We start from the raw sequence: 15,989 nt of genomic DNA, 5'->3' as shown, positions 1-15,989 counted from the left end.
AGAACACTGTAAATGCAGCGAAAAATATCTACACCTTAAACTGTGCCGTTGTTAAACCAAGCTGATTTGCTAACCCCAACAGACTCCGCGTACTTGCTGCTACTTGGCTGATAGCCGCACTATTTTCCTCCGCCGCCACGCTTAAGCCAGCAATCCCCTGTGCAATCGTCGCCGAAACCGTTGTTTGTTCTTCCGCAGCGGTTGCAGTTTGAATCATTAATGCCTTTAAGGTTTCTAAGCGCAAAGCAATATCATCCACCGCGGTCTGCATTCCATCGGCATCTTCTGCGGTTTTAGAGGCTTCAGTGGAACAAGTCACACTATGCAACGCCAGCACACCTGACTGTTGCTGAATACCTTTTAACACTTGCCCAATATCCTGAGTCGCTAATTGAACCTTCACCGCTAACTGACGCACCTCATCGGCAACCACAGCAAATCCACGACCATGCTCGCCAGCTCTCGCTGCTTCAATCGCCGCATTAAGAGACAAGAGATTAGTTTGTTCCGCAATCGCATTTATCACAGCTAATACTGAGCCGATTTTCTGACTATCCGCCTCAAGACTGCCCACCTGTTGATGAATAGTTGCAAAACTGCTCAAGGTCACTTTTAAGCTTTTACGAGTACTGGCCAAGTTTTGCGAAAGAATTTCACTCGAATGGGTACAGGCGGACACTTCATCGGAGGATCTCATCGTATTCGTGCTGATTTCAGCTGCGGCATAACTCATTTCTTCAACTGCAGTGGCCAACATATCGGTTTCTTTGGCCTGCATCTGAATACTGCAATCGGCTTGGGTCATGGCGGCAGAGTTTTGTTCGGCGGCAGATTCAAGTTCATGCCCAACGCCCACCAGTTGACTGATGATTTCTTTGAGCTTAGTTTGCATCCGCGCCAACCAACTCATCAGGTGATTATCCGTTTGAACATGCGGTAAATTATGAGTTAAATCGCCAGAGGCGATCATACTGGTCAAGTTACACATGTCCTCAGGCTCACCGCCGAGCGGCTTTAATACAAACCCTGTAACTAACTTAGCGGCAGCGAACGCCAACACTAAGGCTACTGCACAAACAGATAAGCCGATAAACATCATACGGTAGGCGGGAGCAGCAATTTCACTCACATCAATTTCAGCCATCAAACCCCAACGCAAACCAAGCTCAACGACAGGAGAATAAGCGGATAAAACGGGATTATTGTTATAGTCATTCACTTGCATCACACCCGATTTACCTGCCAGCGCCTCCTTCACCGCCAGCGTATCAACACCATTCTGAGCTACCGTTCCCGCAAACGAAGCCGTAACAGTGCGATTAATGGGGTCAAGAAAAGAATCAGAACGCATGCGATTATTTGGGCCAATGAGATAAGTTTCACCACTTTGCCCCATACCCTCACGAATTTGCATAACTCTGTTAATGCGATCGATTGATACTTGAGCCGCCACCACCAATCTTTGTTGATTAAACTGAATCGACTGGCCAATAAATGCCGCCGGTTGACCATTTGAAGGCGCGTATGCGGAAAAATCTTGTAGTAATACTGTGCCCGCCGATCCCAATGCCTTATTGAATAACTGTGCTAATCCCGAATCATGGAAGGGTCCAGTACGCAAATTGGTACCGAAATCAGACTCCTTCGCCACTGTATATAAAACGGTGCCATCGTCACTAATAATAAATAGGTCATAAAAACCGAGGGATTTATTTAATGACTGCAAGATTTGATCTATGTCAGTAAGAGTATCGAGGCTTTTTTGGCTGGCAATTACGGCGCTGACGGCCTGCAGGTTATCGGAAAAGTCCTGAAACATACCAACAATCTGCCGTTGCTTGATCTCACGCACAGCTACTAAACGAGACTGAGCCTCGGCAAACAATTCATCCCGAGCAATGTAAGTCACTATTGCGGTGGCAAATATGAGGGGTAATAGGACAATCAATAAACTGATAAGCTGAATTTTACGAGTAAAACCCATGGTGAGACTCCTTGTCGCGCGTCGAATTCCATTCCTTCAATCTTTGCAGAATTAAACCTGCCTTAAAACTATAGGAGAAGAATCTCAGCTAAACAAAGCGGTGCCGACTATTTTCATCAAAAGTTCACTAAAATTCCGACAACTCATTATTTTTAAGTAGAAAAATGATTAATAACTTTAAATGACAGCCAAGCCATACCGACCATTTCAAACAAAATGATATAGTGGGAAATAAGCAATAAACCGAACGTTAGCATCAACTTATATTGAATGCGCACATCCATGCGACAAATGATGCATTGAAATTTATTAAATATGCATATAAATTCATCTCAAGCCAATTTATAGAGGATTAATAATGAGTTTACTCGAGCAAGTGTCAGTATCTAAAAAAGCCAACATCTACTTTGATGGCAAAGTGGCTAGCCGTAGCGTATTTTTTGCCGATGGCAGCAAGCAGACCTTAGGTGTTGTATTACCAGGGGAATATGAGTTCTCAACCTCCCAAGGCGAAATAATGGAAGTCACCAGTGGCCGTTTTGAGGTGTTGTTACCGGAGAGCTCTGTATGGCAGGAGTTTAGCGAAGGCACTCAATTTGAGCTGGCTGCGAATGTTAGCTTTAAAATCCGCAATACTGCCATTGCCGAATATTGCTGTAGCTACCTCTAATCATCTCGATTGAGTGGCAGTACGATTAATATTTCACATCAATCGTGAATCGAATGCTCACAGTGACGGTTTATCTCAGCACTGTGAGTATGTTGTCCACCCGACCATTTCACCATCAGAATGCCTTATCCGTCTGACATTTATCAATTTGGCAATTTTATTAACCTGGCTCAAGGCAGCGTAAAACTTACAATGCAAAGCATACTAAATCGAATGTATTGAAATCGCCGATAAAAACAACACTAGACGACCGGTCTAATTTGATTTATCCTAAACCCCATGAAAATTGAAACTCAATCCACTCGCCAGCACATTCTCGACATCGGCTACAAGCTGATCGTACGCAAAGGCTTCTCCAGCGTCGGCTTATCCCTACTGCTGCAGGCGGCCGAAGTGCCAAAAGGCTCGTTTTATCACTACTTCAAATCCAAAGAACAATTTGGCGAAGCGCTTATTACTGATTATTTTGAAAAATATCAATTAGATTTAGACGCATTATTCAATGACTCGACACTGACAGGACATCAACGCTTGATGCAATACTGGCAACAATGGTTGCACGTACAAGCCGATGGCTGCGTAGATCAAAAGTGTCTGGTCGTGAAACTCAGCGCCGAAGTGGCCGATTTATCCGAAGCCATGCGTGTTGCCTTATTGAAAGGTTCCGCCGGCATCATAGAGAGGTTAACGACTTGTGTTCAAGTGGGCATAACCGATAGATCAATCGCCCAGCAAGATCCGCAATCAACCGCTGAAATGTTGTATCACATGTGGTTAGGCGCCAGCTTAATGAACAAGTTGGGCCACAGCCCTGCGGCACTCGAACGTGCACTCGTAACGACTAAAGCCATTTTAACACCCAAAACGGTTCCTTAATTTAAACCGACTCAAAACTAATATTTGCTGATATCGATCAGCCCAGATTTTTAAAGAATACATTTTCACGCCCCAAAATTAGACGACTGGTCTACTAATTTAACGGGCGATTAATTAATGCAGCTCAATTAACGCTGCTCATTTAAAGTAATAATAGGAATAACATCATCCATGCTAAATTTTAACTATTACAACCCGACCCGCATCCGTTTTGGTAAAGACACTATCGCCGAAATTGATTCTCTAGTACCGAGCGATGCTAAAGTGATGATCCTCTTTGGCGGCAGCAGTGCTAGAAAAACAGGCACGTTAGACGAAGTTAAACAATCATTGGGCAATCGTTTCGTTGTCGAGTTCGATGGCATTGAGCCAAACCCAACCTATGAAACCTTAATGAAAGCCGTCGCCCAAGTGCGTGAGCAGAATATCGACTTCCTCCTCGCGGTTGGCGGTGGTTCGGTTATCGATGGCACTAAATTTGTTGCCGCTGCAGCGGTATTTGAAGGTGAACCTTGGGACATTCTCACTAGCTGGGGCGCCAATGTGACTCAAGCTATGCCTTTTGGCTCAGTCTTAACCTTACCTGCTACCGGTTCCGAAATGAACAACGCCAGCGTAGTGACCCGTAAATCACTACAGGCTAAACTGCCATTCCGTAATGATTTGGTTTATCCACAATTCTCAATACTCGATCCGACGAAAACCTTCACTCTGCCAGAACGCCAAGTGGCCAACGGTGTTGTCGATGCTTTTGTACATATCACAGAGCAATACCTCACTTACCCAGTTAACGCCGCCGTGCAGGACAGATTTGCCGAAGGTCTTTTACAAACCTTGATTGAGCTTGGTCCACAAGTGCTAGTTCAACCCGAAGATTACGACATTCGCGCTAACTTAATGTGGGTTGCCACTATGGCACTCAACGGCACGATTGGCGTCGGTGTTCCCCACGACTGGGCAACCCATATGATTGGCCATGAACTAACTGCACTTTACGATATCGACCATGCGCGCACATTGGCAATCGTACTGCCTGCTCTGTTGAAATGTACAAAAGAGGCTAAGCGCGAAAAGTTACTCCAATACGCAGACCGCGTGTGGCATATCAACACAGGTACAGATGACGAGCGCATCGATGCCGCTATTGCAAAAACCAAGGCTTTCTTCGAAGCCATGGGCATACCGACACATTTATCTGCCTATGATCTCGATGCCAGCCATGTTGATACCGTAGTGAAGCAGCTTGAACTGCACGGCATGGTGGCACTAGGCGAACATGGCAACATTGACCCAGCCATGAGCCGTAACATTTTGACCTTAGCCCTATAACGTCAAATGAACTAAACCCAAAGCTCACACGTATTGATGTGAGCAACTTAGGTAAAGGTATGAAAATGAATATATTAATGGTACTCACGTCGCATGATAAACTCGGTGATACCGGTTTAAAAACCGGCTTTTGGCTAGAAGAATTCGCCTCACCTTTTTATGTTTTTAAAGATAAAGGTTTTGACATTACCTTAGCCTCACCACTGGGCGGTCAACCACCACTCGATCCAAAAAGTGATGAGCCAGACTTTCAGACCGAAGCTACTGCGCGCTTTAGCAAAGATCCTGAGGCGCAAGCACTGCTAGCGAATACCACTCGCTTAAGTGAAATCAATGCAGCCGATTATGATGCGGTTTTCTATCCGGGCGGTCACGGCCCACTGTGGGATCTTGCCGAAGATAAACATTCTATCGTCTTGATTGAACAGTTTTATCAAGCCAATAAACCCCTAGGGCTCGTCTGTCATGCGCCTGCTGCATTGCTGCACCCTAAAACCAGTGATGGCAAGCCATTGGTCGGCGGCAAGCGTGTTACCGGTTTCAGCAACTCTGAAGAAGAAGCCGTGCAACTCACTCATGTCGTGCCATTTTTGGTTGAAGACATGCTGAAGAAAAATGGTGGCAATTATGTCAAAGGTGATGACTGGACAAGCTTTGTCGTCGCAGATGGCCATTTGATCACAGGCCAAAATCCGGGATCATCCGAAGCCGTAGCCGAAACCATAGTTGCGCAATTGAACGCGAGAGGCTAAGCGATAAATACGCGACGCTCAGCTTGAAATGAACAAAGACAGGCGCACAAGTGTGCTAAATACGTTAGAAAGAGCTGTCGCACCATAATAGTGCGACAGCCAAAATGTACTCTCACTGTCCAAAGGAAAGCCCATGATCACCTTGCACCATCTCAATAAATCACGCTCTAAACGTATCATCTGGTTGCTAGAGGAACTCGGTCAACCCTATGAAATTAAGAGTTATCAACGTGATAGCCAGACTTTTCTCGCGCCACCCGAACTTAAACAAATTCATCCGTTAGGCAAATCACCCGTTATCGAAATGGACGGTCAAGTGATAGCCGAATCGGGTGCGATCACCGAATATCTTATTGAAAAATATGCGGCGGATACCTTAGCCCCCGCCAGAGACAGCGCAGACTATGTCAGTTATCTGCAATGGCTACACTTTGCCGAAAGCTCAGCCATGCTGCCTTTGTTACTGCGTATGTTCGTGCAAAAGGACGGTTGTAAAACCAATTTCCTTGAAGGTTATGCTGCTATAGAAGTCAGTAAGATAAGCCATTACTTCAATGATATGTTGGCCGATAAAACCTATCTTGTTGCAGACAAGCTCACGGGTGCGGATATCATGATGTCCTTCGTGGTAGAGCTACTGGCGAACAGTGGCGATCTCGCGAAATTTGAACACATTGAACGCTATGCCACTCAATTATCCCAACATGCCGCTTGGGTCAAAGCGAGTGAGATCGAGAAACAACTCGATGCAAGCCTTTAATTGATGGATAGAATTCGGGCACATGTTAGTGCCCGAGCTTAACCCACTTTAACTAACCCCTGTTTCTGCCTCCCCATTTTCTATCGACTTTATACCTTCTCTGTGGTGACGTCCTTAACCACTTAGCGCAACAAACACCATGATTTTTGATGTAAAAGAGACTAATCTTGATTAACTCTATCTCAAGGCTACAGGGACTTTAGCATGCGTTCACTCACACTCATCGGCTTAGTGCTATTTAGCATGTTAGCGCAAGCGACTGTTTATAAATGGGTCGATAAAGATGGCAAAGTCCATTACTCCGATGAGCCGCAGCCAAATGCCCAAGTCGTTGAGCTAAAAGATAAGACCTTAAATCAAATTGCCCTTCCTCTACCCAAAACAGACTTAAACAGCTCAAATCAAGCAATTGAATCTATTCAATATCAAGTCAATATTACCTCTCCGACCGAAGAGGAAACCGTCAGAGATAACAATGGCGATTTCGACGTCGTTGCGACTATCACCCCAGAGCTAAAAAGTCAGTATTTGATGGCCCTAAAGCTCGATGGCAACCCCGTCGGTCAGCCGCAAATTGGCGGTACCTTCAAACTCAAAAACATCGACAGAGGTGAACATACCTTAGTCGTTGACGCTTTGACTCAAAACGGCAAAGTCTTTGCATCAAGTTCACCAAGAAAGATATTTCTTCATCAAGCAGCTAAGCGTTAATGTCACTATTTGTATAGTAAAAGTTAGTATAAAAACTTTAAATACATAAAGTTAGATTAACTCCTCCTGACTAAACCGTTTGATGAAGACAAGTTGCAGCTTGCACCAGATTGGTGCACCATAGTGGTGCAACCCTATTTCTAGGAACGGTCGATGGATAAAGAGACACTGCTCAATCATTTAGTTACCGCTGTACTTGTCATAGATAAGGATCTCAAGCCTTGTTATGCCAACGCAGCAGCAGAGCAATTATTAGGTGTTGGTAGCCATAGACTCGTAGAACAAACTTTGCCTGAGCACTATCAAATCCTCGGTGTCGACGCCAAGCTATTAATGGATGCAGTAACAGCCGGCCAAGGCTTAACGGTCAATACGGCAGCACTAGTCACGCTCGATGGCCAACATCATACCGTTGATTTAACCCTTATTCCCCTCGATGACGAGGCTGAACTCAGCCTGCTCGAACTGCGCCAAGTTGACCAACAAAGACGCATTCATCAGCAACTGAGTCAAGATGCACAGCAACAAGCGGCGCAGTTTTTGGTGCGCAACTTAGCCCATGAAATCAAGAATCCTTTAGGCGGCCTTCGCGGTGCGGCACAGCTATTATCGCGGGAGCTGGATGATCCGGCGCTGAAGGAATTCACTACGCTCATCATAGAGCAGGCCGATCGGCTGCGTAATTTAGTGGACCGTCTGCTCGGCCCCCAAAGGCCGACACAGCACAGTCTGCACAACATCCATCAAGTGGTGCAAAAGGTCTATAAGTTAGTTGAAATGGCGCTGCCCGCTAACATCCAGCTCAAACGGGATTACGATCCATCCATTCCCGATATCGAGATGGATCCTGACCAAATGCAGCAAGCTGTGCTGAACATTTTACAAAATGCGGTGCAGGCGCTTGAACATACGGGCGGCGAAATTTTGATCCGCACTCGCACTCAACACCAAGTCACCATAGGCTCACAGCGCCACAAGCTAGTGTTAACCCTATCGATTATCGACAACGGCCCCGGTATACCGCCTGAGCTAATGGACACATTATTTTATCCCATGGTGACAAGCCGTGAGCAAGGTTCAGGTTTAGGCCTCTCGATTGCCCATAATATTGCCCGTTTACACTCGGGAAGGATCGATTGCCTCTCCAGCGCAGGGCACACAGAATTTATCATTTCATTACCGATTTTAAGCGCTAAATAATTTCGACAGTACCTACCCATACCGTATGAGGAAGCAAGATGCGAATTAGTGAACAAGTGTGGATCCTCGACGATGACAGCTCGATACGCTGGGTACTCGAAAAGGCACTGCAAGGTGCTAAGCTCAGCACCGCCAGCTTTGCCGCCGCCGAATCCCTGTGGCAGGCATTAGAAATATCGCAACCGCACGTGATAGTGTCGGATATCCGTATGCCCGGCACGGATGGTTTAAGCCTACTCGAACGATTGCAGGTGCATTATCCCCATATTCCCGTGATCATTATGACAGCGCACTCAGACTTAGACAGTGCAGTGAGTGCCTATCAAGCGGGCGCATTTGAGTATCTGCCTAAACCCTTCGACATCGATGAGGCTATCTCTCTGGTTGAGCGCGCACTTACCCATGCCACTGAACAGAGCCCTGCACCCGCGCAAGAAACCCAAGTCAAAACACCCGAAATCATAGGTGAAGCGCCAGCGATGCAGGAAGTGTTTCGCGCCATAGGCAGACTTTCACGCTCATCCATCAGCGTGCTGATCAATGGGCAATCGGGTACGGGAAAAGAGTTAGTGGCAGGTGCGTTACACAAACACAGCCCACGTAAAGACAAGCCATTTATCGCGCTGAACATGGCTGCGATCCCTAAGGATTTAATCGAATCTGAGCTATTCGGCCACGAAAAAGGTGCCTTCACTGGCGCAGCCAATGTGCGCCAAGGTCGCTTCGAACAAGCAAACGGTGGCACGCTCTTTTTAGATGAAATCGGCGATATGCCATTAGACGTACAAACACGGTTACTCAGAGTGCTCGCCGATGGCCAGTTCTACCGCGTCGGAGGTCATAATGCGGTACAAGTCGATGTGCGTATCATAGCGGCGACCCACCAAGATCTTGAATTATTAGTACAAAAAGGTGGCTTTAGAGAGGACTTGTTCCATCGCCTCAACGTGATCCGTGTGCACTTGCCGCCACTATCACAAAGACGGGAAGACATTCCCCAGCTCGCTACCCATTTTCTCGCCTCTGCAGCAAAGGAAATTGGCGTGGAAACTAAGATCATGACCAAGGAGACTGCGGTAAAACTCTCCCAATTACCTTGGCCCGGTAATGTCCGACAACTCGAAAACACCTGTCGTTGGTTAACCGTAATGGCATCGGGGCAAGAAATTTTACCCCAAGATTTACCGCCAGAATTACTGAAAGACCCTGTGAGTGTCACCCACACGGCGAAAGGCAGCCAAGATTGGCAATCGGCACTGACTGAGTGGATAGACAAAAAACTCTCGGAAGGAAACAGCGATCTGTTAACTGAGGTGCAGCCCGCGTTCGAACGCATACTGCTAGAAACTGCGCTGCGCCATACCCAAGGCCATAAACAGGAAGCGGCGAAACGTTTAGGCTGGGGACGAAATACCTTAACGCGGAAATTAAAAGAACTGTCGATGGATTGAGTAGATAAAATAACGTTACTACTCGTTATATCAATACAAGCTTATTCATAATCAAACAATAAAAAGGGATATCTTCACATCCCTTTTTATTTGAAATTCATTTCATTTTCATTGGCATGAATTAAATATGCCAAATCTAAAAAAATTAGAATTGATAATGCATACCTACAGCGAATTGCTTAATATCAGTGTCAATATCTTTTAATCCTAAATAGCTACGGTCTGCATCTAAATCACCCGTAGTGACATCATAGCTTACACGGATATTTAAGTGTTCTGTTACGGCGGCATTAACACCTACACCATAAGTCCAACCAAAACCAGTAAAGTCTTCATCGTAACCATAGCCATCAACATTCACAGCCATAGATGCGATACCCACTTTGGCATAGGCAGAAAAAATATCATTAATTTGTGCAGTAAATTTAGGTGTGAAGCTTAATGCACCTGCACTAATATCAACATCCTTATCGCCTAAGTCACCAGTGGCAAACAGGTTAGCTTCTAAACCAAACCACTCATTGAAGTTATAGCCACCGTATACGCCTACACCAGTACCAGTTTCTGAACCATCAAAAGCATCAGCTGTGACTCTATTTAATGCACCACCCACATAAAATCCAGTAGTGTCGGTTGCTGCAGAGACTTGAGTGGCCGCTAATGCTGATAATAAAGAGATAGCAACAATTGATAATTTATTCATCATAATTCCCTAATGATTTAACGAAAGTATTAGACGGCGCGGATATTACAATAAGCAATTCAGAAGTGTCATGGTTTAAATTATCAAAATACAAATCATACAGCATTGATTCAGCTTGAGTTGGAAAATGGAAGTTATAGTTATTCGTTATGTAACAAAACCATATTTACTGTAAGTATTATTTTTTAAATTTAAACAACTAACGATTTTAACTTAGCACCCGCAACAATCCTATAAAACTTGCATATAGCCAACGGATGAGGGAACGACGCCTTATCACATCCAAACATTCGGATACGACAACTCTGCCAGATGCCACACAAGTAATACGTGTACGCCAAAGAAATAATGGCCAGACATGGACTCGATAAGCTTGGTTAGCAATGTCGAGATCAATTTTCTGCGGTAAGTAATAAAGATGTTTACGCAGGACTAACTGACTCCAAGCCCCCGCTATCACAGGAGATACGGTACTATCCGCTTGATTTACTATCGAAGGTTTCTGTTCCATCAGGAGCGTGATTTCTGTACTCATAGGAATGCTAATGTCAGAAATCACAGATTCGGCTATCAACTCAAAGCGAGTCGATAGCCTATGATAGCGGCATATCAATCGAGTGGAATGATCCCATCTGTGACTTTGCTTCTGCATCCATGCCATAGCTTGCCCTTAATTTATGTTTCGTTTACATCAGGTTTAACCGGATCTTGGTGAATAATCACCTCAGCATCTTCGAAGGCGGCTTTGACTCTTATCCCTGTTGTATCGGCAATATTGTGGGCTTCATTCAAACTCAAATTGCCATCGAGTTCTAAATGAAATTGAATAAAAACAGTTTTGCCTGCTTGACGAGTGCGTAAATCATGCAGCCCTTGCACCCGTGGATCTTCCATCGCGATTTGCGTGATTTGCTGGCGAGTTTCTTCGTCTAGCTCTCTGTCTAACAAGGCTTGAATTGAGCGATAACCTAAGCCAAAGGCTTGATGACCAATATAAAATGCAATCATTACCGCAAATAAACCGTCAGCCCACCACCAACCGTATTGCGCTAATACTAGTGCCAACAATACCGCACCATTAAGGAATAAATCTGATTTATAGTGCAGCGAATCAGCTTCAACCACAGTACTTTTTGTCGCCGCTAATGCGCGTTTCTGCAACATGACTAAAGCTAACGTCATCACAATCGCTATGATAGAAACAACTACACCTATGGTGGCATTTTCAACCGGAACAGGTGTTAATAGACGCTCGCCACCATAGAAAAGTAATAAAAATGCGGAGCCCATAATAAAGGCGGATTGCGCTAGAGACGCTAACGGCTCAGCCTTACCATGGCCATATCTGTGGTCATGATCCGGCGGCACAAGCGCGTAACGAATGGCAATAAAATTGATAATAGAAGCGAGAGCATCGGCAAAGGAATCCGTCAAAGATGCCAACATACTGGCAGAGCCGGAATAAAGCCAAGCGAACATCTTGATAAGAATAAGGATCAAAGCGGTAGCCACGGAAGCGCGGCTAGCCAGTTTGACCCAAAAATCGTATTGGGAAGTTTGAGTCATAAGGGATCTATCTTGGGAAGCTATGACCCTATTGTATATCAGCTAAGACGCTTAACCGCGAGGTTCTTTACCAGCTTGTGCTTCAAATCGCGCTTTAAACTTAGCTTGCTGCTCTGGTGTCAGCAGATTAAATATTTGATTATGCAGCTTCATACGCTCAATGGCTTGAGTTTGACGCTGCTCTTGCTGCGCACTCATCAGTGCCTTTGCTTGTGTTTCATCAAAACTTGGCGCGGTAATTAAGGCCTGCATCTCTGTGCGATGTGCCAAGCGTTCCTCTTTTGTTGGACGATTATCAGCGCGCGTAGCTTTCTGATCGGCAAACAACTTTTTGACGTCAGCTTTCTGGGCATCCGTTAAATCGAGCCCTTCAAACATACGATGCATGCCACCATGGTCCATATGTCGGCCGCCATGTTCCATGCGGTCGCCTTTATGGAATTCAGATTTAGAGAAGTCGCAGCCAGCATCCTTAGGTGCTGCATTAACTGCCGTCGCGAAAACCGCAGAACTCGCTAGAATGGCAAACAGGCTCGCTTTCAAAGGTGATAATGTTTTCATAGTGTTAACCTCGATGGTTCAACTTTAATATGGCAAGTAATAAGACACAGTGACGACCCTTTTAAGCCGAGTCACTTTCGACCCTGCCAGTCTAAACCCCTATATGTAAGTGAGGACGTTGCCTGAGTAAATCACTGTAAAGTTGCGGCAATAACTCTATTCTTTACTTTGGCTTACATTGCTACACAGCAATTGACATCAAAACAGGTATACTCAGCCAAAGCGCTAAAAGTGCCTATGATAAACTGGCACACGAGGCCACATTACAGAGATTAAGGAACAGTATGAGTCGGATATTATTAATCGATGACGATCTGGGTTTATCTGAGCTACTAGGGCAACTGCTCGAGTTAGAAGGGTTTCAATTAACCTTGGCCTACGACGGTAAACAAGGTTTAGATCTGGCACTGACTGCAGATTACGATCTGATCCTACTCGATGTAATGCTACCTAAATTAAACGGTTTTGAAGTGCTACGCGCACTGCGCCAACATAAACAAACCCCAGTATTAATGTTGACCGCCCGCGGCGATGAAATCGATCGCGTAGTTGGGCTTGAGATAGGCGCCGACGATTACCTGCCAAAACCATTTAATGACAGAGAATTAATTGCCCGTATCCGCGCCATTATTCGTCGTTCGAACTTAACAACCCAAGAAATCCATGCCGCGCCCGCCCAAGAGTTTGGCGATCTGCGCTTAGATCCATCGCGCCAAGAAGCTTACTGTAATGAGCAATTAATCATACTCACAGGCACTGAATTCACTCTACTGCACACCCTAGCACTACACGCTGGAGAGTTGATGAACAAGGAAGAGCTAAACGAGAAAGTGCTCGGCAAAAAACTCATGCCCTTCGATCGCAGCTTGGACATGCATTTATCGAATCTACGTAAAAAACTCCCCGAGCGTAGCGATGGTCGGCCAAGGGTGAAAACCATCCGTGGCAAAGGTTATATTTGGCTTCCATAACGGCGGTATCGACTGTGCCTAATCGTTTATTTATCAAATTATTGCTCGGATTTTGGCTTTGCAGCTCGCTAATAATTGCCTTAGTGGGTCTGCTACCATTGCTGCAACAAAATCACGACCGTGCGCCACTGCCACCTCACCTTGAAAAAGTCCTATCGACGATAGCTAAGCGCATTCAAGAAAACCCCGCCCTACTGGAATCCGATTTTCTTCGGCGCTGGGAAAGACACAGAGACATGGAAGGCAAACCTCTGCGGGTCTATCTTGTCAACAGCCAAGGCCAAGTGATCAACACCCATAGGGTGAGTCGCGGTGTACGCAGCTTTATGCTGATGGCAGATGAAGAAAAACAACCGATTAGCCATCAGTTTAAAGATGAGCTGGTGTTTGGTCCCTATCAATTTAATCTGGGCGCTGAAACCTATTCACTTTATGGTCGCCTACCAGATAACCATCCACGGCCTTGGTTCTTCTTCTTCGCCGAAAATAAGTTATTAACCTTAAGCCTAGCGATTTTCCTTTCGGGATTATTATGTGGCTTGCTCGCGTGGCATTTAGGTAAGGCATTAAATTCACTTAAAAAGAGTGCTAATGCCCTCGCAGAGGGCGACTTAAGTCACCGAGTCGATAAGTCCACCACTCAGCGCAACGATGAAATTGGTCAGCTCGCCACGGCTTTTAACAGCATGGCCGACTCCATCGAAGCTATGGTTAATAATCAGCAGCGGCTCATGGGGGATATTTCCCATGAACTACGCACCCCATTGACGCGGCTACAGTTATCCCTTGCCCTCGCCCGTAAAAAAGGTCAGCAGACCACCGAAACGGAACGCATAGGTTATGAAGCTGAGCAACTCGAAAAACTTATCAGTGAATTGTTAGAGCTCTCGCGGGTCAAGCTCAGTACTAACGAAACTAAAGTACATTTAGGCTTGGCCGAATCCCTGAGCCAAGTATTGGACGATGCGGAATTTGAAGCAGAACAGCAAGGTAAAAGCATTACTATCGATATCGATGAAGAAATTGAGTTAGCGCATTTTCCTAAATCACTTTCCCGCGCGATTGAAAACCTGCTGCGTAACGCGATCCGTTATGCCGCAAGCGATATTCACCTGCAGGCGAGTGCGACGGCTGATCAAGTACAAATTACCATAAAAGACGATGGACCTGGCATAGATGCCGCCGAACTCGATGCCATTTTTAAACCTTTCTACCGCCCCGACTCGGCAAGACAGAGAGAAAGTGGCGGCTGGGGACTTGGGCTGGCAATCACTGAAGCGGCGATTACCGCCCACAAAGGTAAGATTAAAGCCGAGAACCGTATACCAACGGGCCTTAAAGTGACGATTACACTGCCGAAATAGCCGATATGAAGAACAAGTACAGGAGGCAGAACTAATTAGTCGTAATTGGCAACACCTCAGTGTTGCCATCGTGTTAAAACGTAGGAAACGGGATTACAGCTTAACTAATACACGTCCAGTGACTTGGCCTTGGATAATTTTATTCGCGAAATCAGGCACCTCTGCCAGTGATATCTGCTGACAAGCTTGCTGATAAAAATGTTCGGGTAGTGCTTTAATCACAGCTTCCCACGCCGCTTTTCGCTTCTCAAATGGACAAGAAACGGAGTCGATTCCCAGTAGGCTAACACCCCGTAAAATAAACGGCATAACGGTTGTAGGTAATGCAAAACCGCCCGCTAAACCACAGATAGCGGCTGCACCACCGTATTGCATTTGCGCTAATGCTTTGGCGAGGATCTTGTTGCCAACGGTATCGACCACACCCGCCCAGCGCTGCGCCTCAAGCGGCTTAGCATCTTGTTCAAGCTCACTGCGATCAATCACTTCTGCGGCGCCAAGCTCCTTCAATAAAGGCGCATTCTGTTCAACTCGACCACTGCAGGCGACCACACGATAGCCAGCATTGGCGAGCAAAGTCACCGCCACAGAACCCACACCACCACTGGCACCTGTGACAAGAATATCCCCACTTTGCGGTGTTATCCCAGCCTGTTGCAGCGCTTGCACGCACAACATAGCCGTAAGCCCGGCCGTACCTATCATCATGGATTTAGCGGCATCACAACCTTGCGGCATGGGCACTAGCCAGTCGGCTTTAACTCGCGCTTTTTGCGCCATACCACCCCAGTGGTTTTCGCCCACGCCCCAGCCCGTCAAAATCACCTGATCGCCAACTTGGTATCTTGCATCCGTCGATTCGCGCACCACGCCCGCAAAATCGATGCCTGGTACCATAGGAAACTGACGAATGATTTTGCCAGCACCAGTAACAGCTAAACCATCTTTATAATTCAGCGAGGAATAGGCGACATCAACCAAGACTTCCCCTTCTGGCAAATCAGCTTCTGTGATTTGTGAAACTTGAGCAAACGTACGTTTATCTTCTTGCGTCAGTAGTAAGGCATCAAACATAAATCGCTCTCCGAAGG

General features: G+C 46.0%; 16 protein-coding genes. 10 read left to right on the top strand and 6 right to left on the bottom strand.

The features are described 5' to 3' along the window. Positions 1-28: 28 nt before the first annotated feature. Entirely contained in the window at positions 29-1,984 is a 1,956-nt protein-coding gene (locus L5L94_RS20905) for a methyl-accepting chemotaxis protein (protein WP_263164936.1), read from the bottom strand. Positions 1,985-2,342: 358 nt separating this feature from the next. Between L5L94_RS20905 and L5L94_RS20900 the strand changes: the two genes are divergently transcribed. The 8 genes from L5L94_RS20900 (at position 2,343) to glnG (ending at position 9,733) form a co-directional block, all read left to right on the top strand. Beyond that, positions 2,343-2,654 (top strand): pyrimidine/purine nucleoside phosphorylase, encoded by a 312-nt coding sequence (locus L5L94_RS20900; protein ID WP_219254978.1) that lies wholly within the window; start codon positions 2,343-2,345, stop codon positions 2,652-2,654. 279 nt (positions 2,655-2,933) lie between these two features. Continuing rightward, positions 2,934-3,530, top strand: a complete 597-nt coding sequence (locus L5L94_RS20895; RefSeq protein ID WP_263164934.1) for a TetR/AcrR family transcriptional regulator — start codon at positions 2,934-2,936, stop codon at positions 3,528-3,530. Positions 3,531-3,701: 171 nt separating this feature from the next. Beyond that, positions 3,702-4,859, top strand: a complete 1,158-nt coding sequence (locus L5L94_RS20890) for an iron-containing alcohol dehydrogenase (RefSeq protein ID WP_263164932.1) — start codon at positions 3,702-3,704, stop codon at positions 4,857-4,859. A gap of 59 nt (positions 4,860-4,918) precedes the next feature. Then, positions 4,919-5,611 (top strand): type 1 glutamine amidotransferase domain-containing protein, encoded by a 693-nt coding sequence (locus L5L94_RS20885; RefSeq protein WP_263164930.1) that lies wholly within the window; start codon positions 4,919-4,921, stop codon positions 5,609-5,611. Positions 5,612-5,744: 133 nt separating this feature from the next. Next, positions 5,745-6,371 carry a glutathione S-transferase family protein gene (locus tag L5L94_RS20880; protein WP_168826402.1) on the top strand — a complete coding sequence of 209 codons (627 nt, stop codon included), beginning with the start codon at positions 5,745-5,747 and terminating at the stop codon, positions 6,369-6,371. 204 nt (positions 6,372-6,575) lie between these two features. Beyond that, a complete protein-coding gene (locus L5L94_RS20875; protein ID WP_198572485.1) occupies positions 6,576-7,082 on the top strand; it encodes a DUF4124 domain-containing protein in 507 nt (168 codons plus the stop codon). A gap of 153 nt (positions 7,083-7,235) precedes the next feature. Further along, positions 7,236-8,282 carry a nitrogen regulation protein NR(II) gene (gene glnL, locus L5L94_RS20870; RefSeq protein ID WP_105251067.1) on the top strand — a complete coding sequence of 349 codons (1,047 nt, stop codon included), beginning with the start codon at positions 7,236-7,238 and terminating at the stop codon, positions 8,280-8,282. A 38-nt stretch (positions 8,283-8,320) separates the two neighbouring features. After that, a complete protein-coding gene (gene glnG, locus L5L94_RS20865; RefSeq protein WP_263164926.1) occupies positions 8,321-9,733 on the top strand; it encodes a nitrogen regulation protein NR(I) in 1,413 nt (470 codons plus the stop codon). Positions 9,734-9,878: 145 nt separating this feature from the next. On the opposite strand, the gene L5L94_RS20860 is transcribed toward glnG, so the two are convergent. From L5L94_RS20860 to L5L94_RS20845, 4 genes are all read right to left on the bottom strand, one after another. Continuing rightward, positions 9,879-10,436: a porin family protein gene (locus L5L94_RS20860; protein ID WP_263164925.1), complete on the bottom strand. Its 558-nt coding sequence runs from the start codon at positions 10,434-10,436 to the stop codon at positions 9,879-9,881. Between the two features lie 208 nt (positions 10,437-10,644). Then, entirely contained in the window at positions 10,645-11,097 is a 453-nt protein-coding gene (locus L5L94_RS20855) for a hypothetical protein (RefSeq protein ID WP_263164924.1), read from the bottom strand. Between the two features lie 14 nt (positions 11,098-11,111). Then, positions 11,112-12,002, bottom strand: a complete 891-nt coding sequence (locus L5L94_RS20850; protein ID WP_219251314.1) for a cation diffusion facilitator family transporter — start codon at positions 12,000-12,002, stop codon at positions 11,112-11,114. Between the two features lie 51 nt (positions 12,003-12,053). After that, a complete protein-coding gene (locus tag L5L94_RS20845; protein ID WP_113941370.1) occupies positions 12,054-12,563 on the bottom strand; it encodes a Spy/CpxP family protein refolding chaperone in 510 nt (169 codons plus the stop codon). A 284-nt stretch (positions 12,564-12,847) separates the two neighbouring features. Between L5L94_RS20845 and L5L94_RS20840 the strand changes: the two genes are divergently transcribed. Together L5L94_RS20840 and L5L94_RS20835 are read left to right on the top strand one after the other, a co-directional pair. Beyond that, positions 12,848-13,534, top strand: coding sequence for a response regulator (locus L5L94_RS20840; RefSeq protein WP_105251061.1), 687 nt, complete (start codon positions 12,848-12,850; stop codon positions 13,532-13,534). A gap of 14 nt (positions 13,535-13,548) precedes the next feature. Next, on the top strand, positions 13,549-14,898 hold the full coding sequence (locus L5L94_RS20835) for an ATP-binding protein (RefSeq protein WP_113941371.1): 1,350 nt from the start codon (positions 13,549-13,551) through the stop codon (positions 14,896-14,898). 93 nt (positions 14,899-14,991) lie between these two features. Here the strand turns inward: L5L94_RS20835 and L5L94_RS20830 are convergent, their stop codons facing one another. After that, a complete protein-coding gene (locus L5L94_RS20830) occupies positions 14,992-15,972 on the bottom strand; it encodes an MDR family oxidoreductase (protein ID WP_263164923.1) in 981 nt (326 codons plus the stop codon). Positions 15,973-15,989 lie beyond the last annotated feature (17 nt).

Source organism: Shewanella sp. SM21, from assembly GCF_025654335.1.
Classification (GTDB): Bacteria; Pseudomonadota; Gammaproteobacteria; order Enterobacterales; family Shewanellaceae; genus Shewanella; species Shewanella oncorhynchi.
This window is presented reverse-complemented; position numbering and strand designations above follow the sequence as displayed.